The following is a 24,164-nucleotide window of genomic DNA, read 5'->3' on the forward strand; positions in this document are numbered from 1 at the left end:
ATGCTTTTTATATTGCTTAGACATATAGTAGGAAATATTTTTCTATAGAATTTTTTGAGTTTTCAGGTATATCTACTGGCAAAAATCATACATTGTCACATGAAAAAAATCATTCTCACGTTGTTAGTAATTAGCTTATTCCTTACGCCAGTTTTTATGCAAAAAGGTGAGACAAAACAATCGATTTCTACTATAGAAACACCGAAAGATGAATGTCCAATATTCATCAAAATCAATAATACTTCGATCCCGTTAGAAGAATATTTAGTAGGGGTACTAGCTGGAGAAATGCCAGCGAGCTTTCATGAAGAAGCACTAAAAGCACAAGCAATCGCCTCAAGGACGTATGTATTAAAGCAAACCAATAATGGACAAACTCCGATTTTAGCAACTACCGCACATCAAGTTTTTAATGATAAAGATTTGCGCGAAGAAAGATGGAAGGCCGCGTTTGCACAAAACGAACAAAAGGTGCAACAGGCTGTCGAGCAAACTAAACAACAAGTGCTTACTTATAACGATCAGTTAATTACAGCAATGTTCCATGCTTCTTCCTTCGAACAAACTGAGTCCGCCCAAAATTATAGCAATAGCATAGTTCCCTATTTACAGTCTGTCTCATCACCAGAGCCGCTTGAAGAAACGGAAACTACTTACACATACAGTGAATTAAACAAGCTGCTCAAACAAAATTTCACAATGGCACAGTACAAAAATACGAAAGTTAGCATTAATAGCTCAGGACGCGTGCAATCTATTACAATTGCAAATAAAACGTGGTCAGGGCGTGAAATGCGAGAATTATTAAATTTACGTGCAACCCACTTTACTTGGCAGTCCACTACAAAGGGGATCACACTAACAACTCTTGGATATGGGCATGGTGTCGGCATGAGTCAGGAGGGGGCAAATACGCTGGCACAAGGTGGAACCACAGCACAGGAAATTTTGGCGCATTACTATCCGAATACAACATTACAAACTTTTAATTATTGTCAAAAATAATGTTTAACTTGAGAACTTCCTGTCCACACTCTCTCTTGAGGTGATGAATATGGGAGAAGATAAACGAAAGCCTTCTCGGAAACCATTTATGGAGAGACCGTGGTTTTGGCCGGTCATTTATAGTAGCATTGCAGTAATGATTGTTGGTGTTATCTTAAGTTACAATGTTCTGTACAACAGTAAGCAAGATCAGGTTGCACTTGAAGGACAGCCAGAAACGAATCAACAATCTATTTTGCCAACTGCAACGAAGTTAGAAATGTTAAAATATCCGTTTAAAGAGGAATTATTCAATGAAGTAAGCATCGTACAAGAATTTTATGATGTAACTGCTGACGAAGCGACACGAGAAAAAGGATTATTAGTTTTTAATCAAGTGTTTACGACTTCTACAGGCGTCTCTATTGCCATTAATAGCGAGCCATTTGAAGTTGTAGCGGCAATGAGCGGCGAGGTCACACAAGTCAAAATGGACGTTTTCAAAGGCAATCAAATTACGCTGAAACATCCAAATGGTATGGAAACACGTTACAGCTCAGTCTCTGATATTTTAGTAAAAGAAGGCGACAAAGTTACACAAGGGGAAGCCATTGCCAAATCGCAAGAAAATGAATGGAACCCTCAAGCAGGCGTTCATTTATACTTTGAATTGGTAGAAGATGGTGTGCTAATCAACCCACGCAAATATTTATCGTTCTAAATTCGCAAACTAATTCGAATAAACCTAAACGTTGACACATAAGGTGAACCAATAAGAACTAAACACTCTTCATACATTTTATAGAGAGGAAGAGAACGTGCACGAGCATATTCGGCAGCGTTGCGTTCGATTAGGTGAGCTGTTTGTGGAGACAGGTGGAACGGTGCGTGCTCTTGCCAGTAAAACAGGATTTTCGAAAAGTACGGTGCATAAGGATTTAACAGAAAGGCTTGTACAAGTAAATGAGCCGCTTGCTAAACAAGTCCAAGACATGCTAGCGTACAATAAATCGATTCGACATTTACGAGGCGGAGAAGCAACACGCAAAAAATGGTTAACAAAGCCAATACAATCCCAAGCAATGTCTAGCGAGTTTTAACCTCACTAGGCATTTTTGTATTTCAATGGTACACAAAAAATCCCTATAAATCCCAAAGTAAAGGAAATTCCCTACCATAATTTTAGATGTAATTTACGTATTGTATATGATAAAATAATCTAGATAAAGAGAAAAATGAAACGTACACATGTTGAAATCGGTGGAAGGAGATTAAATAAACATGTTTTCTAAAGATATTGGGATAGATTTAGGTACTGCAAACGTGTTAATTCACTTGAAAGGGAAGGGCATTGTCTTAAATGAACCTTCAGTAGTGGCGATTGACAAAAAGAGTGGTAAAGTACTTGCTGTTGGTGAAGAAGCACGTCAAATGGTAGGGCGTACACCTGGGAATATCGTTGCAATTCGTCCGTTAAAGGATGGAGTAATTGCCGACTTTGATGTAACGGAAGCCATGTTAAAGCATTTTATCAATAAGTTGGATTTAAAAGGATTCTTATCAAAGCCTCGTATTTTAATTTGTTGTCCGACAAATATTACATCTGTCGAGCAAAAAGCGATTCGTGAAGCAGCTGAAAAATCAGGTGGCAAAAAGGTTTATTTAGAAGAAGAACCGAAAGTTGCAGCAATTGGAGCTGGTATGGATATTTTCCAACCAAGCGGTAATATGGTCGTTGATATCGGTGGTGGTACAACAGACGTAGCAGTATTATCAATGGGCGATATCGTAACGAGCGAATCAATTAAAATCGCAGGCGACGTATTCGACAATGACATCTTGCAATACATAAAGAAAGAATACAAGCTATTAATCGGTGAACGTACAGCAGAGAATATTAAAACAACAATCGGTACAGTATTCCCTGATAGCCGCAAAGAAGCGATGGAAATCCGTGGTCGTGATATGGTAACGGGTTTACCACGCACCATCGAAATTCACTCAGTAGAAATTGAGCAAGCATTGCGTGAATCAGTAAGTATGATTGTACAAGCGGCGAAGGACGTACTTGAAAAAACACCGCCAGAATTATCAGCAGATATTATTGACCGCGGCGTTATTTTAACAGGTGGTGGTGCATTATTACATGGCATCGACCTATTGCTAATCGAAGAATTAAAAGTACCAGTATTCATTGCTGAAAATCCGATGAACTGTGTAGCTGTTGGAACAGGCATTATGTTAGATAATATTGACCGAGCAGTTAGTAATAAATAACTATCCCCACCTATGTTCCTAACATTTAAGTGACTTTTACCGATATATAATCAATTACGCCTCGGCGTAATTGTGTCCAGGTTCTTTCTAGTATAGTGCCACAGGGCGTGGGTCAGTCAGCTGCTGTCACAGAATGTGATGTTTTTAGCCTTCGTTTTCCTATTCAGCTGGGGATTGCCCCCACTGAAGTAAGGTCCTACTTGATATTCAAAGCCCACTTATAGAAGTAGGGGAGTTCTGTATCTGTCACTTTACTGATGGTACAAAAAGAATCTGCAGTAGCAAGGTAAATATGACGTAAATTCGAGGTGAAGCGAATGTTTAAAGGGTTTTATACAGTAGCGACAGGAATGGTTGCTCAACAACGTAAAACAGAAATTTTAACAAATAATATGGCGAATGCGAATACACCTGGTTTCAAATCAGATCAAACGACAATTCGCTCATTTCCAGATATGTTGATGTCGGCAGTAGGTTCAACAAATATTCCTACAGAAAATGGCTTTGCATTAAAAAGACTAGATACAGTTGGCGCATTAAATGCGGGTGTATACTTACAAGAAACAATGCCAGACCAAGCACAGGGACAGATTTATTCTACGGGCTTGACGACAGACGTAGCGCTTATTAATAGTCAAGTTCCAACAGATGTAGCTTCAGGCAACTCCGGGCAAATTTTCTTCCGATTAGAAAACGAAAACGGCACAGAAAGCTATACGCGTAACGGGAATTTTACTTTAGACGGCGCGGGGAACTTAGTGAATCCAATGGGGTTATTCGTACTTGATGCAAACGGCAACCGTATGCAATTTGCGAACGATAACATTCGTATTGATTCAACAGGGGCAATTTTCGATGAAAACAACGTACAGGTGGGCGTATTAGGCGTAGCATTTTCGGCAAACCCAGACGTTTTAGTAAAGCGTGGCAATGGTCTTTACAATACGTTAGATGGTGCAGACTTACCTTCAGCTTACGGACAAGATGGCGTACAATTTTCAATGCAACAACAATACTTAGAAGGTTCTAATGTTGATGCTTCAAAAGCAATGACGGACCTTTTAACGGCTTATCGCGCATTTGAAGCCAACCAAAAAGTATTACAGGCATACGATAAAAGTATGGATAAAGCCGTAAACGAAATCGGACGTGTGTAACTTCGTTTAGCACAGTGAATTATTTTCATTCATGGGCGAAATTTCGTATAATAAGGAGGTAGTATTCAAATGCTACGTACAATGATTACAGCGACAAATACGTTGTCTCAAATCCAGAATCAATTAGATACCATTAGTACAAATATCGCAAATAGTAATACACACGGTTATAAAGCACAACAAGCGAATTTTACAGAGCTACTATATCAACAGTTTAATAATGATGAATACGACAAAACTGTACGACAAACACCAGTAGGCATTCGCTATGGAGTTGGAGCACAAATTGGTCAAATTCAATCAAATCAATCGCAAGGCTCAATCCAAGTAACAGACCGTGACTTAGATTTTGCTTTAACAACGAAAAATCAATACTTCAACGTACTGATGACAAATGATGCGGGCGAAACGCGTACAGCATATACACGTAACGGGAGCTTTTACGTATCGCCAGCGCAACCAGGTATTGTAACACTTGTAAATAGTGATGGCTATCAAGTGGCAGATGTGAATGGTCAAGCAATTACGTTCCCAGACAACGCAACACAGTTTACGATGGATTCAGATGGAACATTAGTAGTGAATTATGCAAATGGTCAACCACAACGTTTCCAATTAGCTGTTTCAACACTGCAAAAGCCGCAAATTATGGAAAACCTACAAGGTGGTACATACATTGGCTTGCCAGAAAATCTTGACGAACTTGGTTACACAGAAGCCGAGATTTTAACAGATTTACAGGGGGCAAACCGTCAAGTTGGCATTCAAAAAGGGGCACTTGAAATGTCAAACGTTGATTTATCGAAAGAAATGACAAATTTAATTCAGGCACAGCGTTCTTACCAGTTCAACACACGTGCGGTAACGATTGCTGATCAAATGCTGGGCTTAATAAACGGTATTCGCTAAAGGATATTGTAAGGGAGAATAGTTATGACAGATGAGTTTGAACAACAAGCAGCACAGCCGACAATAAAAAAGACGAGACGTGGCTTCAGAAGAAAACAAGAGACACCACAGCCGGAGCCAACGAACGATCAACCAGTCCGCTGGGTTCAGCTTCGTCTCATTCCCATTTGGTTACGCATAATTTTAGTAGCAGTACTTTTTGTTGCCGCTGCTGGAATTGGTCTTACAATTGGCTACAGCGTCATTGGTGATGGTGATTCCGCTGACACATTAAAATGGAGCACTTGGCAACATTTACTCGATATTATGAGTGGAAAACAGTAAAGAAGTTGTCATAAACATGATGTTGTGCTACCCTTTTAAGCTAGCTAATTGTGACATAAAGAGTAAGTGAGCATGGCTGTAGGAAACTTTTTCTACAGCCTGTTACACATAGTTTATACGAATTTTTTACATAACGATTACCTATCAAACAAATCAAAGGGGGAAGTTATATGTTAAATGCAGAGCAAATTCAAAATATTTTACCACATCGTTATCCGTTTCTATTAGTTGATCGTATTTTAGAGATTGAAGAAGGTAAGCGTGCAATCGGTTTGAAAAATGTGTCAATTAATGAACAATTTTTCAATGGGCATTTTCCAGGTTATCCAGTTATGCCAGGTGTGTTAATTGTGGAAGCATTAGCGCAAGTTGGAGGCGTAGCATTACTTAACACGCCAGCCTATAAAGGGCGTCTTGTATTTTTGACAGGCATTGATAATTGCCGCTTTAAACGTCAAGTTGTACCGGGCGATCAGCTAAAACTTGAAGTAGAGTTTATAAAATTACGTGGGCAAATGGGCAAAGGGAAAGCAATTGCTACTGTAGATGGTGAGCTAGCTTGTGAATGTGAAATCTTATTTGCAATTGGACCAGAACAGCCGTAATAAAGCAATTTGCAATTATACCGCAAAGATTATAGAATATATAGGTTGAAGTGAAATTTTTACCTTTTGACAGGAGTTAAAAAAAAACGGAGCTCTACTGATTAATAACCGTATGCAATTGTCAAAATATAAATATAGAGAATGATAACAAGCAAAATTCGGCTTTAAACGTAGGAGGTTTTAAAAGAGATGTATAAACAATTGTCTTCAGGCGTAAAAATTAGTATTACACGATCAATCTCGACGTCGTTTGAAGCTTATTTAGCAAATATTGGTTGGGATGAAGAAAAATTTTCAATGGAAGACTACATGGTAAGTTGGCAAAGTTACTTCAAGGAAAATGCGGCTTGGATCGATAAAATACCAACAGAGGTATTATTAAGCCCTGAATTCCACGAAGAAATCGCCAAGAAAATGGACGAGGTTATTGCAAAAATTTTAAATGAAGCGCCAACTGATAAGCAAAAGAAAGAAATTGCGAAGTTACAAAAACAGTTAGGCACGGACTATAAATTTGATTGTAAGGCTGAGGCTGCTTACGTGGAGCAACTGTTAAAAGATAAATTAAAATAATCCCATTTATATGTTGGATAGATCCTTCTTTTCCCGGGCACTATATTTATGATCACTTGAGGTGATTATGAATTGAGTTTCTAAGCGAAAGGAGGGATTTTTTTATGCGTACTTCAGCAGTAATGGTAAGTGTATTTTCGCTTTTTCTACTTGCTGGCTGTAACTGGAACACAGCTGAGCGTGATACAACAACTCCCGTAGAGGATGTAAAACGTGGAGTAGATGATACGATGGACGATACACGGGATGCCATTGATGATACAATCGATACTGTTGATCCGAATCGACCAAGAAACGGGGAAGTAAACGAAAGTACGATTGATAAGAATGGAACGTATCCAAACGGTTCAAGTAACCCAAATGGTGAAAATGGGATAACTGCACCAGGGGCTCCGTCTGTTAATCAAGAGGATATCATCGAGGATAATAAAGATCGCGTAGATAAAGACAAAGTGGATAATCACTAATGAAAAAAGGAAGTCCGTATTTAATACGGATTTCCTTTTTCATTAGCTTTATTTAATAACCTGTGTATTCTCTAAACGTTCATTCCGTTCTTGAAGTGATGGGCGTTCACGCATGCCTTGTTCAAATGCAACAAGTAGCTCATCGTTGCGTAAGCCCTGCTCAAGCAATTGTGACAATAATAACTCAGCGTATTTTTTGCGCTGTGCTTTCAACCGTCCTTTAAATAGTACCGAAATATTTTGATCAATAGGTGTTAAGGAATGTGCGATAATTGAAAACGGCGCGGGCTCGTTGTCTGGAAATGAAATAATAACGCGTGCATCGAGCATTGTACCGGATAAAATGAGCTCGTCAAACAGTTCTTTATATTCTGAAGTTGTAAATGCTTCAATTACCCAAAGTTGGTGGCTATTTTCTTGGCTGATAATTATGCCATCTGTTAGTGGGATTTTTTTGAGTTTGCCATCTAGTTGTAATTCAAACGAAAGCATTTTAAAAGTTTTCAAAAATTAACCCCCTTCGAATTTATTGATACATAAAGTATAACATAATCAAATTGCGAAACTGTCAAGATCGGCTACAATAATAATACTTTCAAACCATGATTACGTCTTATTTTGTTCAAAAACCAATAATTTTAACGCATCAAAAAAAACAATTTGACTTGTAAAAAGGGCTTAAAATTAATTTTTCAGATTTTGAAAAAAATTAGGTAATTATTTATTATGTAGTTACTTTAATACGAAAGGAGGAGAATGCATGAATCATGTTGGAATTGTCGGACGCACGACGAAGGATTTGAGCCTGCGTCAATTATCAGAAGGGCGTATACAAACAACTTTCACCGTAGCGATAAATCGCCAATATAAAAATAGTGAAGGGGTGAATGAGGCCGATTTTGTGCAATGTATTGCATGGGGAAAGCTAGCAGAACGGCTTATTAAGTATTGTGGAAAAGGCTCACTGATTGGCATTAAAGGTCGTTTACAAACAGGTTCCTATATTAATCGAGAAAACCAAAAAGTGTTTACAACAGATGTTGTAGCCGAGGAAATTCGCTTTTATGCAATGAAGCCAGTTACAAATACCACAGAGGCACCATCAATTCCAAAAGATTTTGTATTACCTGAGCAAGAAAGTGAGCTAGTAAAATCGTTATAGTTTGTCCTAGTTAGCTTAACATTACAATGGACAAGTCTACTGTATGACCGCACAGTAAAAATCTATTCCAATCTCAATGAAAACAAGTTGTGAAGTAAGCAAAAAATAGAGTCTACTTCAAGGCGTAAAGTAGACTCAACATTTTATTTAAATGTTGCTGTATCGAGGGTAAGTAAATTCATGAGCTCCTGATCATCGAGCTCAGTAAGCCATTTACTGGATTGAATCAATTCCTCTGACAGCGCAGACTTCATCGTGATCATTTTATCGATTTTTTCCTCAACTGTTCCAATTGTCACAAATTTATGCACTTGTACAAATTGTGTTTGGCCGATACGATAGGCACGGTCTGTTGCTTGGTTTTCAACGGCCGGATTCCACCAACGATCGGCATGTAGTACATGTGTAGCCGCTGTTAAGTTAAGCCCCGTACCACCAGCCTTCAGTGACAGTAAAAATACTGGGAATTCCCTCGCTTGAAAGGCCTCTACTAAATGGTCACGTTGAGCTTTTGAGGTACTACCTGTTAAAAACGGTGCATCGACATTGTAAAGCTCTTGTAGACAATGTTGGATTAAATTTCCCATACCGATATATTGCGTAAAAATTAAGCATTGTTCACCACTATCAATTATTTCCTTCGTCATTTCAATTATGCGTTTAAGCTTCACCGAACGATTCATCATCGTTTGTGCTTCATCAAAAGGTTCTTTTAAATAAAGGGCAGGGTGATTACATAATTGTTTAAGCTTTCCGAGCATTTTTAAGATGCGACCTTTTTTCTCAAAGCCCGCTAATTGTTCTAAACTTGCAAGCGTATCTTGAATATAGCCTTCATATAGCGCGGCTTGCTCTGTTGTTAATGCACAGAACTCATGAGATTCTTGTTTGTCAGGTAAATTTAATTGAAGCTCTGGATCTCGTTTAGAGCGACGTAGTAAAAACGGACTAATTTTTGTACGTAATATACGTTTATGTGATTCCGATTCGTCGCGTTCAATCGGGATAATATATTGTTCCGAAAACTTACTGAAGCTACCTAAATAACCCTTATGGATAAAGTCAAAAATAGCCCATAATTCAGAGAGGCGATTTTCAACAGGAGTGCCGGTTAATGCAATATGATGTGTCCCACTCAGTTTACGAATGGCACGGGATTGCATCGTTTGCATATTTTTGATATTTTGAGCTTCATCAAGCGCAATCGTCGACCAATGAAGGAGCTTTAAATCATCTGCGTCTTGAGTCACTGTACCATAAGTCGATAAAATTACATGCGGACGCTGCGTTAGTACATAGCTTGTTAAACCGTCACCTTTCAAACGGCGAGGACCGTAATGCGTATACACTTCTAAGTCTGGTGCGAATCGCGTTAATTCCTTCTGCCAGTTCCCAACAACAGAAGTCGGACAGACGATTAATGTAGGCTCCTGTACTTGCAAAGTTTGAACCGTGTGTAAAATATACGTAATTAACTGAATGGTTTTTCCTAGACCCATATCGTCAGCAAGACAAGCGCCGAACTTTTGCTCACGCATAAACGTTAACCATTCAAATCCCTCTTGCTGATATGGACGTAGCTCGGCGTGTAGCTTAGATGGCACTACGATTGGAGGTAAGCCCTTTTTATGTTGAAGCTGTTCGATATATGCGGCGAGTGATTGCTGCATTTCAAAGGCAAATAGCGGATCATCGCGCTCTGCATCATCATCTTCTTCATCAAGTGGTGCGGTTAACGTTTCTGGTAGCTCACGGAATAATAAATCCTTTACGGTCCAATTTTCTTCTTCCGCTTGCTCCATTAGTTCTTTCATTTCAGTAAGCCACTGCTCATCGATGCGGAACCATTCATTACCGATACGTACGAATTCACGTTTTTCGTCAACTAAACGTTTGAATTGCTCGGCAGAAACTTCTTCACCATTCATCGAGAATTGCCACTTAAATGTTAAAATATCATCAAGTCCAGCGACACTACGCGTAGATTGGTTACCTGCGCTTACGCGAACCCGAAGTTTTGACTGCTTTAATTCTTTTAACCATGCAGGCAAAATAACTTCAAACCCAATTGCCTGAAGCTTCGCTAAATCATGGCGTAAAAATTCGCGTACAGCTGCATCTGCTAGTGTTAAACGAATAAATTGAGAAGGTTCCAAATCGATTTGCAATAACTCTAACACTTGCTGCTGCGTATTTTCAATCTGTGATGCAATAGGTTCCCATTTTTTCGGTAAGGCATCATTGATTGGTAGTTGTCGTTTTGTAGCAGCAGGTGTCCAATGCTTAGCGGAAGAAGGACTTATTAAAACGGTTTCTAATAGCCAGTTTTCTTCATTTTCCTCTGGCTCACTTAAACGTAGCGCCATTTTTACGCCATCAAAAGTATGTGTTCCTTGCAGTGGCCAACCTCCGTTTAAAAAGTATGGAATTAGCGTAAGAGAATCTTCTTTTGACAGCCCTGCATTTGCGAGCTTTTGTTCCATTGCGTGCTGCAATAATTCCTGCTCAAAGTGAAAGCCATCTTCCGTAAGTGTTGCATGCTGCCATAGCTTTGGATCGGACCATAAAGGGAGTATCGTTTGTAGGTCACTAAACAGCTGAGTGGTTTCGCTATTTAGCGCCGAAAAATCTATAAATGGATGACGGTAGCGAGGGGATAATACATCAAGTAAATCCGCTGCATCTATAAGTAAGTCACGTTCTTCTAAAGACGTGTTTAACCCATATAAATTTTGCTCAAATTTAAAAAACAATGTCGGTACCCAGCTTGTGGTTGGCAAAATTAAATCGTCCTTATTGTACGCAGTCATACGAAAAAGTCCCGGACGTACTGTGGCAAGCTTGATGCGCATTGTTTGTAAAAATGGCAGTTTTGTATTGAGTAAAGTTTGCATAGCTAGCTTGCGTTACGCAAGTTCACCTCCTAATGACAACATACATATTATGAAGCAATTAAATTGCTTTTTATGATTTCTTCTTGTAGTGCACGTAGACGCTTAAACTGCTGTTGCACGGCATCTATATAGTTTTCAAAATAGTCGAGCTTTCCTGCTTTTTTAGCCGCAGATTTCATTGATCGCCAAATACGGACAGCCTGTTTATAATTTTGACGAGATTTTTGGTTAATTTCATCCATCGCATAAAAATGATAAAGCGGTAATGCGGCTTCTGGGGCATGGGCAACGACTTCCTTTAAGCCACTTTGCTCTAGATAAGCAATGGAAGTAGGGTAGAGCTGATGCAATGCGACCCATTCATTATAACGCGCATGACGTAGTAAATAATCAGAAAACGCCTCGATTCCAAATTTACCGAATGCTGCATACAGTGTAAGTTCCTCGGCTTCTGTTAAGTCAATTTGCTCATACAGTACATCAAGTTTACGTGTGTATTTTTGACGACGAATAGGTATTAACTGTTCTTGAATAAAGGTTTGTAAAAAAGGAAGCGCTTTTTTCAAAATCAGTGTCGCTTCAGCAAGATAGCCTTTTTCAAGACTTTGCTGCGCAACATCAATAAAGCTTTCTACATTTTCTAATGACATCTCTTGTATTATTCGTTCTAGCGGCGTCATCGTGCGTAATAAAATATAGAACAGCGCTTTCACTACGTTTAAATCGATATCGATTGGAGCGTTTGTTTTTTCTAAAACGGAAAGCTCCGCTGTTAAGCGCTTTTTCTCTGTGAATAGCTTCGTCCAAAATTGTAAGTATAGTGCAAGACGAAAATGCGTAGCCCCTTTTTCGAGCAGTAAAATATCGCGTGTTATTAGCTGTAGTGCATCAAAAAATGGTTCGGCTGCGAATAATTTCGTGGTTCTACTAATGATATCAATTGCACGTTCCATACGAATGAACGCATTTTCTAAGTAATAGTTGAAGTAATTATTGTCCATTGACATACCCGTTTTCACAGCATGCTGTAATAGGCGCTTCATTAACGCAATTTCCATATACAAATCAAATAAATGCTGCCACTCTTGTTCAAATGGTCGCTGGCGTTGTAATTTTAAACGGGCATTTTCAAGAAGCGAAGAAATTAAAAAGCTATCGATAGGTCGCTGCTCTTTAAAGGTATAGTTCAGCACTTCATCGGCCATACGCTGCCAGCTTTCAGGACTTCGCTCAGAGGCGAGGGTACTCAACTGCACTGTTTTTTTCGCGCGCCAACTTGTTAGCCAATCTTGCAACGAAATGAAATATTGTGAAAGCTTAAAAATAACTGCTAGCTGATGTCGACATAGCTTTTTTTGAGGGCATGTACAGCTAATTTGCTTCTGTGTAAAAGATATGGTTACGTCGGTTGTGCGAACATCTTGGATTTGGCACACCAAAATTTGTGTAAACGCTGAGTAATTACGTAGCTTGATCGCTTGATTACGCACGGAAAACATCGCACGCGTGACAAGTTCTGCATCCTCATTTGCAGAGGGATGGAGCTGCTCTTCGAAGCGCTGTAATGTTTTTTCAATAAAATCTTTATGTGAATGAGCAACATCAGAAAAACTGGAACTCACAATAGACGTCCTCCTATCTAAAAAAGTCGTTCCTTTCATTATAATATGAATTCCAACAAAGTGAAACTTTGCTCGATTGGGGTTTTCCTCATTCCCTTCAGAGCAATAGCCTTCACTAGTCAGGCATTTGTAAAGCTTTTAAGGGCTACGACATGTCGGCTTTGCGAGAATACGTGCGAATTTTGTGCCGGTATGTGCGGATTCACAAGGGATATTTGCGAATTTCGGAATTTTTTTGCGAAATCATAATGGAAATGAGCTAATTTTAAAATATACTTGCGAATACCCAGTAAATACCTGCTTTTCCGACAAAAATGTAAATGTACAAACGCTCGCAACTCAATTTGCATTCACTTAATAATGAAAAATGGCTCCATCACAATTTATAGGGATGGAATGTACATTTTTACCATGTACATTAATTGGAAGTTTGAAACGTTGAAAGTATGGGGATACTAAATGCAAATAAAAAATTTATCGAATTTTCAAAAATATTTAATTCCGTATTGTTAAATTTATTGAATAAAAACCTTGAAATAAGGTCTTTTGGTTGTGATAAAAACGAATGGGAACAAAACGACATCCAAGGAGGAATTCATATGATTCAAGTTCAATTTATGAAACCATTTTATACAAAATTAAATGGTTCAAAACTACGCTTAGTATTTGCCTATCAATACTTTTCAATTACAAAGGACGATGAGATTTTTCATTTCATTCCAATTGAAGGCAAAGAAATGATTGTGGATTTAAATACGTTGCAAGTTGAAAATTTATCAGAAGTATTTGTCTTCCAGCGTGGGAACCGTTTCGTGCGACTTCCGCTTTATCAACTACTATTAGTATCCAACGTACACGATCATTTAATGCCGATTATCGAAAACGTATCGACACATGTGAAGCCATCACAAGCTGAGGTGCTATATAAATTTGATGAGGAAGTAGAAGGGATTGTGCGCGTATTAGAAGAGGAAAACTTATCTCGCTTAATCGACAATGCACTTGAAGCGCGTAACGAAGCATTGTTTCATACCTTAATGGCAAAGAAGGCAAAATTGACTGGAGGCTTCGCCGCATCATGATTGTCAATAAGCTTAATTAGCGCCCACTGACGTATAAATTATACGCCAGTGGGTTTTTTTAAAGTGTCTAGGCTAAAGCGCCAGCCCCTCGCACCATTAGATCCCTCCTGCATAAGTGGTAGATCGCTTACTTTTGCGTCGGGCTATCCAATGTCTGAGACTCACACGATGTGAGTCATTGGGGGCATGCCACATGGATGTGGTGTTTTGCCCCCTATGGGCTGGAAGGGCGCTTTAGCACTTTTCTGATTACACAAAAAAGTCCCATGAAGCTTTTCCTCAAAAATGAAAAGCTCATGGGACAAAAGAAATTATTTACCTGTAAATAAATCCATCGCTAATTGCGCGGTATGTTGTGCTTGTTCATGTAATACGACAATTTGCGCGCGTAACGAAGCTTCGATTGATTCGCGTTCTGCTAGCATGTGTTGTGCTTGTTTGAACAAGTCTTTACCAGTCCAATCATCTTTTTCAACATGTCCGATCGTTGGTTGGTTTGCGATATCGGCAAAGGCATCGATTTTTGGGTCATATGAAATTGCAATAAATGGTGTTGTTTGAATCGCGGCAAAAATTAAAGAATGCAGGCGCATCCCGATTAATAAATCCGCGTTGCCAATAACCGCAATTTTTTCTTCGATGGATAAGTTACCCGGTGCGACTAAGCTTTGTTCAGCCATCATTTGTGAAAGTTGAAATGAAGCTTTTTCATCATGTTCATCATGCATCGGAATAAAGACAATTCGCTGACCCGCTTGTGCGAGTAATGATAAGCTATCGACAATTTTTTGTTTGAAGTCCACGTCAGATGGCCAATCACGTACACTTACCGCAATATAGCCACCTTCGAATGTTTGATAGTCTAACCAGCTGCTTTTGAACTCAGTAGCATTCAATCCAATAACAGGATCAGGTACAATCGACATGGGCTTGTTTACACCGATATCGATTAATAACTGACGAGATGCTTCATCACGCAGGGTAATTTGGTTGACCTTGTTTAGTGTAAATTTCGTCATCCACTTGCTAAATGCATGATTGATTGGGCCCATCCCTTGTGCATAGACGAAGACAGGCTTTTTATGAAACTTTGCGATCTGCATAATTGCGCAGTAGTAAGGAATGGTTTTCATGCCTGTTTGGTCCTGTAGTAAACTACCCCCACCACTAATTAAGCCATCAGCACGCTTTAATACAGCAGAAATTTCTTTTAGTTTCCAACGATTCACCGCTTGGACACCGTAAGTAGTAGCTGTGTGCTCTGGGTTATTCGATAGCACCGTTAATTCAACAGCAGGCTCTAACTTGCGTAGGGAAGTGATGATGGATAACAAAATCGCTTCATCGCCTACATTATCAAAGCCGAAATAGCCAGAAAGAACGATATGCATTATGACCACCTCGCGATTGCTTTTTTCACTAATTTAGCTAAAACAATATAAATCCCGATAAATACTAACCCAATAACAAAGCCAAACACAACACTATAAAACGTACGTAATAACGAAACATCTAACGGAATGTGTAAGTGTGTAAAAGTATTCATAATCGATAAGAAACCAATTACACCAGGAACTAATAAAATGCTACCAAGCTTACGGTTAATACCCATTACATAAAGCGCTAATACAAAGAATGGGAAGCCAATTAAAAATTCCTTCGTACGTGGACGAACATACAGTGTATTTTCTAGCCATTGACGAAGAGCCAGCTCAAGCGCACTTGCTGTACCAGAGTTACCAGTACGCGTAATGTAAAACACACCCACTGCCGCAATTACAACGAATAATAGAAGATGCCAGTAGCGAACTTCCATGTTCACAAGCTTTACTGTACGAGTAAGCGCATGCTTGGAGCCATTTTCGAAAATATTGTACATTTGCATAATGACAAGAACAATAACACCTGCAATCGGAATGACATAAACGAGCTTAACGCCACGGAACGCTTCAATACCTGTTAAGAAAGGATTGCCGTTTAGTAAACCAACAACGATCGCAATACCTATCGCACTAATCGCAATAGCTTTTACATATTGTACGAGGATGTTACCGATTTTACGCGAACCTTTTGCCGTAGACATTACTGCATAAATAGGTGTTAATACAGCGATAATTAACGCAAAGACTTGAATAAATAGTAAGCGATCTAATAAGAAATACGCCACTGCCAGTAAAATCATCCCCACTGTAGCGACTAAACGTAGCGGATGGCATTTAATAATACTAAACATCATGTACGTAAATAATACACCTGCCAGTAAAATGAATGCCGTAGACCAAGATGGAATCGTTACTTTATCTAATGTAGTCGGCTTGCCTAAAGTGAATGATGAAGGCACGGCTGATTGAATATCTGTTAAGTAATCCGTTGCTAATTCTAGATTTTCTTCAACATCGCCCTTTGTTTTCAAATGGTAGAAAATCGATTTAATATTACGCTCTTTAATCGCACGCACGGTACGCTCAACCATTACTTGGTTTGTTAGAGTTGGCTGACGATTAATATCGATACTGTGCAGTCGCACAATGTCGTAATCTGTTTGACGAGCAATCGCTTGCTCACCTTTTAGTGGGCCACCTTCGATTAAGTAGAAGAAATAGCCCGCTTCTTCTAATCTGTCTACAAATTTCGGTTGAGATGTTTGTCCAAATCCGATTGTTTCTTCACCCATACCAAGTAAACCAGATGTAGACTCATTTTTCATCTCTACTAATTGCGATACAATTTTGCCGTTTACTTCATCCGTTTCGGCATTTGTTGCGCGGAAAACATGTAGTAAATTATGCTGTTCAATCGTTTGTAGTGCTTGTTCATCATAGCCAATCGGTGTATCTAAATCATAAAACTCATCTGAGCTTGCTAAGAAGTAGAATGATTCATCGCCAATTTTTGTACTTTCAACGTCGATTGTGTTCGTAATCAGCTTTTGGTAATGTTCGTTTTCAGGAATAGAAATATAGAAGCCTGTCTTTTTCACATCTACTTCATCACGATAAGGTGTGAAGCGTAACATAGAAGCTAACTCATTTTCTTCAAAAATAGTCAGTACATTTTGATTTTGTAAATCTTTTAAGCTCAGTGGACTTAAGCTAACTGTTGTTAAACCAGCATCCTTCAACTCTGATAAAATATCGTCTACAGATAGCTCACTTTCCATCGATAGCGTTAAAATTTCCTCATATGGAATAATTACTTCATAATTATGACTGTTTTGCTCGGCATTCCAGCGATTTATAAAGCCAATGGAGCCAGCCAGCAATAAAATAAGAATGGCTGCCCATAGCCATGTACGTTTATTCTTCATAGTAGTACGATTGCCCCCGTTTCTTTCTTTAAGTTGTAGTTTTTTCCCAAGGACAGGGATTCGTTTCAAATCTTCTGGATGAATGGCACGAAGCACCCAAAGTAGCGCAAAGTACACAACGCCGCCAATCGCAATCGCGACGAACACATAGCCAAGCGCAAGCATACGCCCAAAGTTTGCTACGTCGAACCACAAAGTAGGGAGCCCAACGATGACTGCCATTATAATAGAAGAAATAATGATTTTTAATATTGTGGCATTGAAAGCCGAGAATGGAATTTTACGTAAAATAAACAGTGTGTTCACAATAAATACAACAGCATACACTATTAAAGTTGACCACGCGGCACCTTCTAAGCCATATTGCTGAATAAGCACGATGTTAAGTACGATTTTTAACGCAACACCTACCAAGATTATATAGGCGGCAAGCTTTGCTTTGTTCATGCCTTGTAAAATCCCCGTACTTACAAGTGTTAATGAGGTAAATACCGCACTCGCATTAATAATAGCAAGCATCGAGCTACCTTCAATATTTGTATAGAGTGCTAAGTTTAATGGTAACGTTAATGCCAGTAAGCCCATCGCAGCAGGCCATGTAATTAAATGCGTCATTCGGTAAGTTTGCTCGATTACAGAACGTGTACCAGCTACATCATTTTGCGCGAGCTTTTTTGTAATGAGTGGCACAAGCGGTAAAATAATTGACGACGCAAATACCGTAGTAATTTGAACTAACGTAGCACCACGACCATATAGTCCGTATAAGTAGTTAATTTCTTGCTGTGTGGTAATACCGATTTGTTTTAATGAATATGTAGCAGTAAACGAATCAACAAAGTTAAACAATGCCATTGTTACCGAACCTATCGCAATCGGAATCGAAATTTTTAAAATCGTGCCACTCCATGTTGAGAAGTCGCTTGATTGATATTTTTCATCTGAAGTTACTTTTACATTAGACCGCTGATATCTTAGACGCAGATAGATTAATGAAGCAAGTGCCCCAAGTACAGAGCCGATCATTACACCACCGGCAATGATTTCAGTGGATAGCTCCATTTTTACAAGAACATACGCAGCCACGATAATGAGAACAGCACGGATAAGCTGTTCTAAAACTTGCGAAATTGCAGTAGGGCGCATATCATCATAGCCTTGGAAAAATCCTCGATAGACCGCCATATAAGGTGCCACTAATAATGTCAATGCTACAACAATAAGGGCAAAGCGTGTTGATGGCCCCCCAAGCCAATCTGCTAAAACGTGAGAGAAGCTAAAGATAATCGTAAAGCTAAAAACCCCAAAGCAAATGGCTAATATACTTGCTGTAAGATAAATCTTTTTGACCTGCCCAGCTTCACCTCGCGTATTTGCTTCGGCAATGAGCTTCGAGATTGCGAGTGGAATACCAGCTACTGATAGATACAGTGCCACCATATATACTGGATACACAAGGCTGAAAATACCGAGTACCTCATCGCCCGCGATATTTTGCAGCGGAACACGGAAAATACTGCCTAATATTTTGGAAAGCAATGTAGCAATCGTTAAAATGAGCGTGCTTTTCACTAATGTGGATTGGCTCATTGCTTTTTACCTTGTCCTTTAAATTTTAGTGCAAATACTTTCAAAGCGAATTGTGGAAGCACAAGCGCACGCTTCCAACGGCTAGGCTGTTTTAGGAGGCGGTATAGCCATTCTAAATTGAGCTTTTGCCAAACTATCGGTGCACGTTTAACTGTACCAGCGATTACATCAAATGAACCGCCAATCCCCATAAAGACACCATGTGAAAATTTATCCATATTTTCAGAGATCCATTTTTCTTGGCGCGGCACACCTAGTGCTACAAAGATGAAATCAGGCTGTAGGGCCGCCGCTTCTTCGGCAATCGTATTGTTATTCCAATCAAAGAACCCATCATGATAGCCAACAACCTCAACATTCGGATAATCACGCTGAATATTTGCCGCTGTTTTTTCGATCGTTTCCTTTTGCGCTCCAAGTAAATAAATTTTGTAATGCTTTTCTTGTCCAATTTTTAAAAGCTCTACCATTGTATCGTAGCCTGTCACACGCCCCGGTAAATCCTCGCCTAAAATCGAAGCCGCTTTCACAACACCAATTCCATCTGCGCATATATACGTTGCTTCATTAATATACTGGTTAAGTGTGTCATCTTCATTGGCGCGCATGACAATTTCCGGATTCGCCGTAATGACAAAGGTCTTTTCCTTGTGCTCAGCTCGCTGGGCAAGTAATTTCACAAAGCCTTGCTGATCGATATGTAGAAAGGGAACGCCCATAATCTGTACATGTCTCATATTTTTTTGACAACCTTTCTTATATAAATACAATTAACTGCCCCTTATCATACCACAAATTCTACATGGAAAAAATATGTCACAGGGGGAAATGGCTAGGTGCAGTTAATCATTTGACGAGGAATCGAAGGGAAGGTTCTTATGAGCAGGTATATATAAAAAAATAATGAAAATTAGCGGATGTACAGGAAGAATTTACATTACAATTGCATTACAAGATTGACACTTATATTACTAAAAATAACAAATTGGTAGCGTATTTATGATGCTATTTTAAAGTAATTAACCTAAAAAGTTAGTATTTGGTTATACGAAAGAATCAGAATAATAAAATTTTAAATTTACAATTTTATTAATTTTTTGCCGTATTTTGGTGTTTTATGTTATGAAATGGTTTAAAAAAGCCACAATTCACCTAAAATTATGCATTAACATAATGCAAACTTTTCCAACATAAGGTATACTAGGTTTTGGATATGCCATAATTAGGGTTAGTAGGATATATTATTATTTTTAACTTTTTGGTAATGTGGAATTATTTAAGAGTCGAAATATATCCTTGTTTTCTAAAATAATAGATGGTATATTATTGAAGTAATTAAATGTGCCAAATTGATACTCTTGTACCAATTTATGCTCATTTACTAAAAAAATCCCTTATTCAGCCGTTAGAGGTAGCTAAAACGCAATGCGTACTATTTCTGGATGGATAAACGGAAAATTTAGGAGGAAAAAAATAAAATGGCAAAATCAAACAAAGGTCGTAAGTTATTTGCGACAACTGCAACTGCTGCATTAGTAGCATCTGCAATCGTACCAGTAGCTTCTGCTGCTCAAATTAATGACTTCAATTCAATTTCATCATACGCTCAAGAAGCGGTACAAGATTTAAACGATCGTGGAGTTATTAAAGGTGACCAAAAAGGGAACTTCAACCCTAAAAACCCAATCACTCGTGCAGAAGCAGCTACAATTTTAGTTGGAGCTTTAGAATTAGAAGGTTCTGGTTCTACTAGCTTCACAGACGTGAAAAAATCTGCTTGGTACTATGAAGCAATCGATGCTGCAGTATCTAACGGAATTTTCCAAGGTCAAGGCGCTGGTAAATTCAATCCATCTGCTAACTTAACTCGTTCTGAAGCGGCAATCATCCTTGTTGATGCTTTCGGTTTAGAAGGTTCTGCTGATCTTTCAGAATTCAAAGACAGCGCTAGCGTAAAATCATGGGCTGAAGAAGCTTTATCAATCGCAGTAGCTAACGGCGTTATGAAAGGCGACAACGGCAACTTAAAACCAAACGCTGCTATCTCTCGTCAAGACTTCGCTGTAATGTACCACCGTACAGAAGCTGCTGAAGGTACTGAAGAAGTATCAGGTTCAGTTAAAGCAATTAACTCTACTACTGTAGAAGTAACATTCCCAGAAGCAGTGACTGAATTAAATGAATTAAACTTCGCTATCGAAGGTTTAACAATTTCTAACAAAGTACTTAAACAAACGGATTCTAAAACTGTAGTATTAACAACTTCAGCTCAAACTGCTGACGTAGAATACACAGTAACTGTTAACGGTGAAGCTGTTGGCAAATTCAAAGGTGTATCTGCTGTAGTTCCAACTGCTGTTAAAACAGTTGTTGCTTCTCAACAAGGTATTATTGGTAAAGAAGTGACTTTAACTGCTGAAGTAACAGTTGCTGATGGCCAATCTAAAGCAGGTATCCCTGTAACTTTCAACATCGTTAACGGTGAAAAAACTAACGATAAAATTGAAGTTGTAGCGCATACTAACGATAAAGGTGTAGCAACATACTCTTACACTCGTTACTATAATGGAATTGATGATGTAGTAGCTTACGCTACAAACAAATCAAGCGTTAAAGATAACGCAAAAGTATACTGGGCTTCTTCTCCTCAATTAACAATTAAAGAAGATAAAGCAGGTACAACAGTAGCTAACGGTGGTAAAAAGAGCTACCAAATCACTGGAGACAAAAACTCAGTTGTATTAGTAGCATTTGAAGAAAACTTAGACATCAAATCTAACAAAATCGCTGACGTTCAAGTAACTAGCGCTGTTGGTTATATCGATGAAGACGATAACTATAAACCATATAGCAGTTCTAAAAAACTTACTCCTTATGAATTATCAACTGGAGCTGCACAATATGTAGTGGTTGAATTAGACAAAAAAGGTGAAGGTTCATTAATCATCACTGGTAATGATGCTTCTGTAACTCCAATCGTTTATGAAGCTGCATCAATTGGTGATTTAGACCTTAAAAAACTAGATACAGCTCAAGCAAATCTTAAAAAACTAGATGTAGAGTACAGCCGCACTCTTCTTCAAGCTAAAGCTGATAAAGTTAAATTCGAGCAAAACGATAAGCTAGCTCTTGATGTAAAAGCATTAGGAACTGAAGATGCTGCTCAAGCTTCAGCATTAAAAACTGCAGGAACTGAAATTGACGAGAAAAATGATTTCGGTTTAGGTGGTCGTGAATACGAAGTAACAGTTAGAACTAAAGATGGCGAATTAGCTTCTAAAGGATCTAAAGCTCATTTAGTATTCGAAGATATCAAAGGTGATATCCAAGTTATTATCGGTGATGTTGTATACAACGTTGAAGAAGATAAAGTTCTTTCAGCTCCAATTACAGTGGAGAAAGATGGAAAAGCTTCATTCCGCGTAATCGGTAAAGGTAAAGACTCTTATGCAACACCAACTGTATTCTTAAATACTGAAGGCAGTACTACTGATGTTAAACTTGATAAAAAAGATGTTCAAGTTAAAGCAGAAACTACTTACTTCACAGCAGCTGATGTAGAAGAAGCAGTTATTAAAGTACTTAATGGTGAGTTTGGTACAGAAGTAACATCATTACAAGCTGGTAAAAAAGCATACGCTGTTTATCAATCAGTGGATCAAAACGGATTCGCATATGGAACTGGTAAAACTTATGATGTAACATTCGAATTATCTAACACATTTGGTGAATTAGAAGTTACAGGTAAAGATGTTCAAAATGTAGGTAGAACTTATACTTACGAAACTACATCTGATGTAAATGGCCGCGCTGTAGTAGAATTCACTTCTAAATCAGCTACAACAGTAAGCATTGATATTTTAGGTTCAAGAAATGTTCTACCTACTAAAGTAGCAACTATGAAATTCACTCAATACGCAACAGGTGAAACAACTGGCGTAATTACAGCTACTAACACAGAAGATGATACATTAACTATTGGTACAAATGTATACAGCTATGCTGATGCTAAGGAATATAAGCAAAATGGATCAAAAATCAACAAATCTGAATTTGAAAAATTAATCGTTAAGGCAAATGCACGAGTATCTATTACAAAAGATGCTGATGGCAAATTAACATTTGATGTATTAAATGCAGCTGATCCAGCTGATGTTCCTGTAACTGTTACATCTGCTGAAGCTGTTGATACAGATGGAAATAATATCGCTGATCAAATTAAATTAACATTCAGTAAAGATGTTGATGAAGCTGTATTAACTGCTGCTTATCTTGGAGCTGTAACATTAACAGGTGGTACTGTAGGAACAACTGTTGTTGCTGATTCAAATAGCAAAGATAATAAAGTTACATTAGCTGTTACTGGTGCAACTGGTTTAGGTCTTGGTACATTAACAATGCCAGCTCTAGTTGACTTAGGTGTAGACGCTTCAGACTTTGCAAAATATACAACTTCTTTAGGTACTGCAGTAGCTCCTACATTAGTAGCTGCTACTTCTACTCCAACTCCTGGAACAGCTGTTAAACAAGTTGAGACATTAACTATTGATGCGAACGCTGCAGTTAATACTGGAGATGCAATTGTTACTGTTAAAGCTGCTGGCTTTAATGGCGGAGCTCCATTAGACATTAATGTACGTGTTGAAGTTGGTCAAGATGCAGATACAGTAGCTGCTTCTGTAGTAAAAGCATTAAAAGCTAACTCAACAGTTACAGGATTCTTCACTGTTACAGGTACTGCAGATGAAGTTATCTTAACTGCTAACACAGCAGCTGGTGATGATTCAACAATGAACATTGCAATTGCTGGTGGTTCACATAATGTAGTTACAGGTGTAGCTGCTTCAGTTGATACAAAAGCTGGTGAATTAACTGCAGAAACAGTTGATGTTAAAATTACAACTGGTGCAACAAATGCAGGTACTGTAACTGCTACAGTAACTGATGGTGCATCTAGTAAAACAGTTACATTCCAAGTTGCTGCAAATGATACAGCTAATCAAGTTGCTACTAAATTAGCAATTGCGTTATCAGCTGATTCTCGTTACGTTATTACTCAAACAGCTCTTGATACAGTTACTTTAACTAACAAAACTGCTGGTACTGCACCTGCTACTACTGTAACTGTTAAATAATTAACTTCGAAAGTTAATTATCGTGTACTAAACGCATTATAATTTTGACAAATCAATAGATTATCAGAATGATATA

At 38.5% G+C, this 24,164-nt stretch carries 19 protein-coding genes; 13 read left to right on the forward strand and 6 right to left on the reverse strand.

Going from position 1 to position 24,164, the window contains the following annotated elements; genetic code table 11:
* The first annotated feature begins 99 nt into the window (after positions 1-99).
* The 10 genes from spoIID (at position 100) to LZ480_RS01695 (ending at position 7,296) form a co-directional block, all read left to right on the forward strand.
* Complete coding sequence (spoIID, locus tag LZ480_RS01650) at positions 100-1,005, forward strand: stage II sporulation protein D (RefSeq protein WP_241367591.1); 906 nt, start codon at positions 100-102, stop codon at positions 1,003-1,005.
* Positions 1,006-1,054: 49 nt separating this feature from the next.
* Positions 1,055-1,705, forward strand: coding sequence for a M23 family metallopeptidase (locus LZ480_RS01655; protein ID WP_241367592.1), 651 nt, complete (start codon positions 1,055-1,057; stop codon positions 1,703-1,705).
* A gap of 97 nt (positions 1,706-1,802) precedes the next feature.
* Positions 1,803-2,084 (forward strand): sporulation transcriptional regulator SpoIIID, encoded by a 282-nt coding sequence (locus tag LZ480_RS01660; RefSeq protein ID WP_241367593.1) that lies wholly within the window; start codon positions 1,803-1,805, stop codon positions 2,082-2,084.
* Between the two features lie 181 nt (positions 2,085-2,265).
* Complete coding sequence (gene mreB / locus LZ480_RS01665; protein WP_241367594.1) at positions 2,266-3,261, forward strand: rod shape-determining protein; 996 nt, start codon at positions 2,266-2,268, stop codon at positions 3,259-3,261.
* A gap of 317 nt (positions 3,262-3,578) precedes the next feature.
* On the forward strand, positions 3,579-4,418 hold the full coding sequence (locus LZ480_RS01670; protein ID WP_241367595.1) for a flagellar hook-basal body protein: 840 nt from the start codon (positions 3,579-3,581) through the stop codon (positions 4,416-4,418).
* Positions 4,419-4,487: 69 nt separating this feature from the next.
* Entirely contained in the window at positions 4,488-5,327 is an 840-nt protein-coding gene (locus tag LZ480_RS01675; RefSeq protein ID WP_241367596.1) for a flagellar hook-basal body protein, read from the forward strand.
* A gap of 24 nt (positions 5,328-5,351) precedes the next feature.
* The gene (locus LZ480_RS01680; RefSeq protein WP_241367597.1) at positions 5,352-5,651 is read left to right on the forward strand and encodes a DNA-directed RNA polymerase subunit beta; all 300 of its coding nucleotides are present in this window, start codon (positions 5,352-5,354) and stop codon (positions 5,649-5,651) included.
* Positions 5,652-5,821: 170 nt separating this feature from the next.
* Positions 5,822-6,256: a 3-hydroxyacyl-ACP dehydratase FabZ gene (gene fabZ, locus LZ480_RS01685; RefSeq protein WP_241367598.1), complete on the forward strand. Its 435-nt coding sequence runs from the start codon at positions 5,822-5,824 to the stop codon at positions 6,254-6,256.
* Positions 6,257-6,445: 189 nt separating this feature from the next.
* Complete coding sequence (locus tag LZ480_RS01690) at positions 6,446-6,829, forward strand: hypothetical protein (RefSeq protein ID WP_241367599.1); 384 nt, start codon at positions 6,446-6,448, stop codon at positions 6,827-6,829.
* Between the two features lie 104 nt (positions 6,830-6,933).
* The gene (locus LZ480_RS01695; protein ID WP_241367600.1) at positions 6,934-7,296 is read left to right on the forward strand and encodes a hypothetical protein; all 363 of its coding nucleotides are present in this window, start codon (positions 6,934-6,936) and stop codon (positions 7,294-7,296) included.
* Between the two features lie 48 nt (positions 7,297-7,344).
* Here LZ480_RS01695 and LZ480_RS01700 read toward each other — a convergent pair whose 3' ends face one another.
* The gene (locus tag LZ480_RS01700; protein WP_241367601.1) at positions 7,345-7,803 is read right to left on the reverse strand and encodes a YwpF-like family protein; all 459 of its coding nucleotides are present in this window, start codon (positions 7,801-7,803) and stop codon (positions 7,345-7,347) included.
* A 253-nt stretch (positions 7,804-8,056) separates the two neighbouring features.
* Between LZ480_RS01700 and LZ480_RS01705 the strand changes: the two genes are divergently transcribed.
* Positions 8,057-8,458 (forward strand): single-stranded DNA-binding protein, encoded by a 402-nt coding sequence (locus LZ480_RS01705; protein ID WP_241367602.1) that lies wholly within the window; start codon positions 8,057-8,059, stop codon positions 8,456-8,458.
* Positions 8,459-8,601: 143 nt separating this feature from the next.
* Here the strand turns inward: LZ480_RS01705 and LZ480_RS01710 are convergent, their stop codons facing one another.
* Both LZ480_RS01710 and LZ480_RS01715 read right to left on the reverse strand, forming a co-directional pair.
* The gene (locus LZ480_RS01710) at positions 8,602-11,352 is read right to left on the reverse strand and encodes a DEAD/DEAH box helicase (protein ID WP_241367603.1); all 2,751 of its coding nucleotides are present in this window, start codon (positions 11,350-11,352) and stop codon (positions 8,602-8,604) included.
* Between the two features lie 47 nt (positions 11,353-11,399).
* Positions 11,400-12,974, reverse strand: a complete 1,575-nt coding sequence (locus LZ480_RS01715; protein ID WP_241367604.1) for an SWIM zinc finger family protein — start codon at positions 12,972-12,974, stop codon at positions 11,400-11,402.
* 599 nt (positions 12,975-13,573) lie between these two features.
* Here LZ480_RS01715 and LZ480_RS01720 point away from each other — a divergent pair.
* Positions 13,574-14,056 carry an IDEAL domain-containing protein gene (locus LZ480_RS01720; RefSeq protein WP_241367605.1) on the forward strand — a complete coding sequence of 161 codons (483 nt, stop codon included), beginning with the start codon at positions 13,574-13,576 and terminating at the stop codon, positions 14,054-14,056.
* Between the two features lie 311 nt (positions 14,057-14,367).
* Here the strand turns inward: LZ480_RS01720 and csaB are convergent, their stop codons facing one another.
* The 3 genes from csaB to LZ480_RS01735 are packed head-to-tail and all read right to left on the reverse strand — an operon-like array spanning position 14,368 to position 19,690.
* Positions 14,368-15,447: a polysaccharide pyruvyl transferase CsaB gene (gene csaB, locus LZ480_RS01725; RefSeq protein WP_241367606.1), complete on the reverse strand. Its 1,080-nt coding sequence runs from the start codon at positions 15,445-15,447 to the stop codon at positions 14,368-14,370.
* The gene (locus LZ480_RS01730) at positions 15,447-18,953 is read right to left on the reverse strand and encodes a DUF5693 family protein (RefSeq protein WP_241367607.1); all 3,507 of its coding nucleotides are present in this window, start codon (positions 18,951-18,953) and stop codon (positions 15,447-15,449) included. Before LZ480_RS01730 ends, csaB begins: the two co-directional genes overlap by 1 nt.
* Positions 18,950-19,690 carry a WecB/TagA/CpsF family glycosyltransferase gene (locus LZ480_RS01735; protein WP_241367608.1) on the reverse strand — a complete coding sequence of 247 codons (741 nt, stop codon included), beginning with the start codon at positions 19,688-19,690 and terminating at the stop codon, positions 18,950-18,952. Before LZ480_RS01735 ends, LZ480_RS01730 begins: the two co-directional genes overlap by 4 nt.
* A 741-nt stretch (positions 19,691-20,431) precedes the next feature.
* Here LZ480_RS01735 and LZ480_RS01740 point away from each other — a divergent pair.
* Positions 20,432-24,088, forward strand: a complete 3,657-nt coding sequence (locus LZ480_RS01740; protein ID WP_241367609.1) for an S-layer homology domain-containing protein — start codon at positions 20,432-20,434, stop codon at positions 24,086-24,088.
* The last annotated feature ends 76 nt before the right edge of the window (positions 24,089-24,164 follow it).

Origin of the sequence: Solibacillus palustris (genome assembly GCF_022549215.1) — a bacterium.
Taxonomy (GTDB): Bacteria; Bacillota; Bacilli; order Bacillales_A; family Planococcaceae; genus Solibacillus; species Solibacillus daqui.

Coding starts and splice junctions, on each gene's coding strand:
- spoIID (WP_241367591.1), top strand. CDS start 100: ATGAAAAAAATCATTCTCACGTTGTTAGTAATTAGCTTATTCCTTACG.
- LZ480_RS01655 (WP_241367592.1), top strand. CDS start 1,055: ATGGGAGAAGATAAACGAAAGCCTTCTCGGAAACCATTTATGGAGAGA.
- mreB (WP_241367594.1), top strand. CDS start 2,266: ATGTTTTCTAAAGATATTGGGATAGATTTAGGTACTGCAAACGTGTTA.
- LZ480_RS01670 (WP_241367595.1), top strand. CDS start 3,579: ATGTTTAAAGGGTTTTATACAGTAGCGACAGGAATGGTTGCTCAACAA.
- LZ480_RS01675 (WP_241367596.1), top strand. CDS start 4,488: ATGCTACGTACAATGATTACAGCGACAAATACGTTGTCTCAAATCCAG.
- LZ480_RS01680 (WP_241367597.1), top strand. CDS start 5,352: ATGACAGATGAGTTTGAACAACAAGCAGCACAGCCGACAATAAAAAAG.
- fabZ (WP_241367598.1), top strand. CDS start 5,822: ATGTTAAATGCAGAGCAAATTCAAAATATTTTACCACATCGTTATCCG.
- LZ480_RS01690 (WP_241367599.1), top strand. CDS start 6,446: ATGTATAAACAATTGTCTTCAGGCGTAAAAATTAGTATTACACGATCA.
- LZ480_RS01695 (WP_241367600.1), top strand. CDS start 6,934: ATGCGTACTTCAGCAGTAATGGTAAGTGTATTTTCGCTTTTTCTACTT.
- LZ480_RS01705 (WP_241367602.1), top strand. CDS start 8,057: ATGAATCATGTTGGAATTGTCGGACGCACGACGAAGGATTTGAGCCTG.
- LZ480_RS01710 (WP_241367603.1), bottom strand. CDS start 11,352: ATGCAAACTTTACTCAATACAAAACTGCCATTTTTACAAACAATGCGC.
- LZ480_RS01720 (WP_241367605.1), top strand. CDS start 13,574: ATGATTCAAGTTCAATTTATGAAACCATTTTATACAAAATTAAATGGT.
- csaB (WP_241367606.1), bottom strand. CDS start 15,447: ATGCATATCGTTCTTTCTGGCTATTTCGGCTTTGATAATGTAGGCGAT.
- LZ480_RS01730 (WP_241367607.1), bottom strand. CDS start 18,953: ATGAGCCAATCCACATTAGTGAAAAGCACGCTCATTTTAACGATTGCT.
- LZ480_RS01735 (WP_241367608.1), bottom strand. CDS start 19,690: ATGAGACATGTACAGATTATGGGCGTTCCCTTTCTACATATCGATCAG.
- LZ480_RS01740 (WP_241367609.1), top strand. CDS start 20,432: ATGGCAAAATCAAACAAAGGTCGTAAGTTATTTGCGACAACTGCAACT.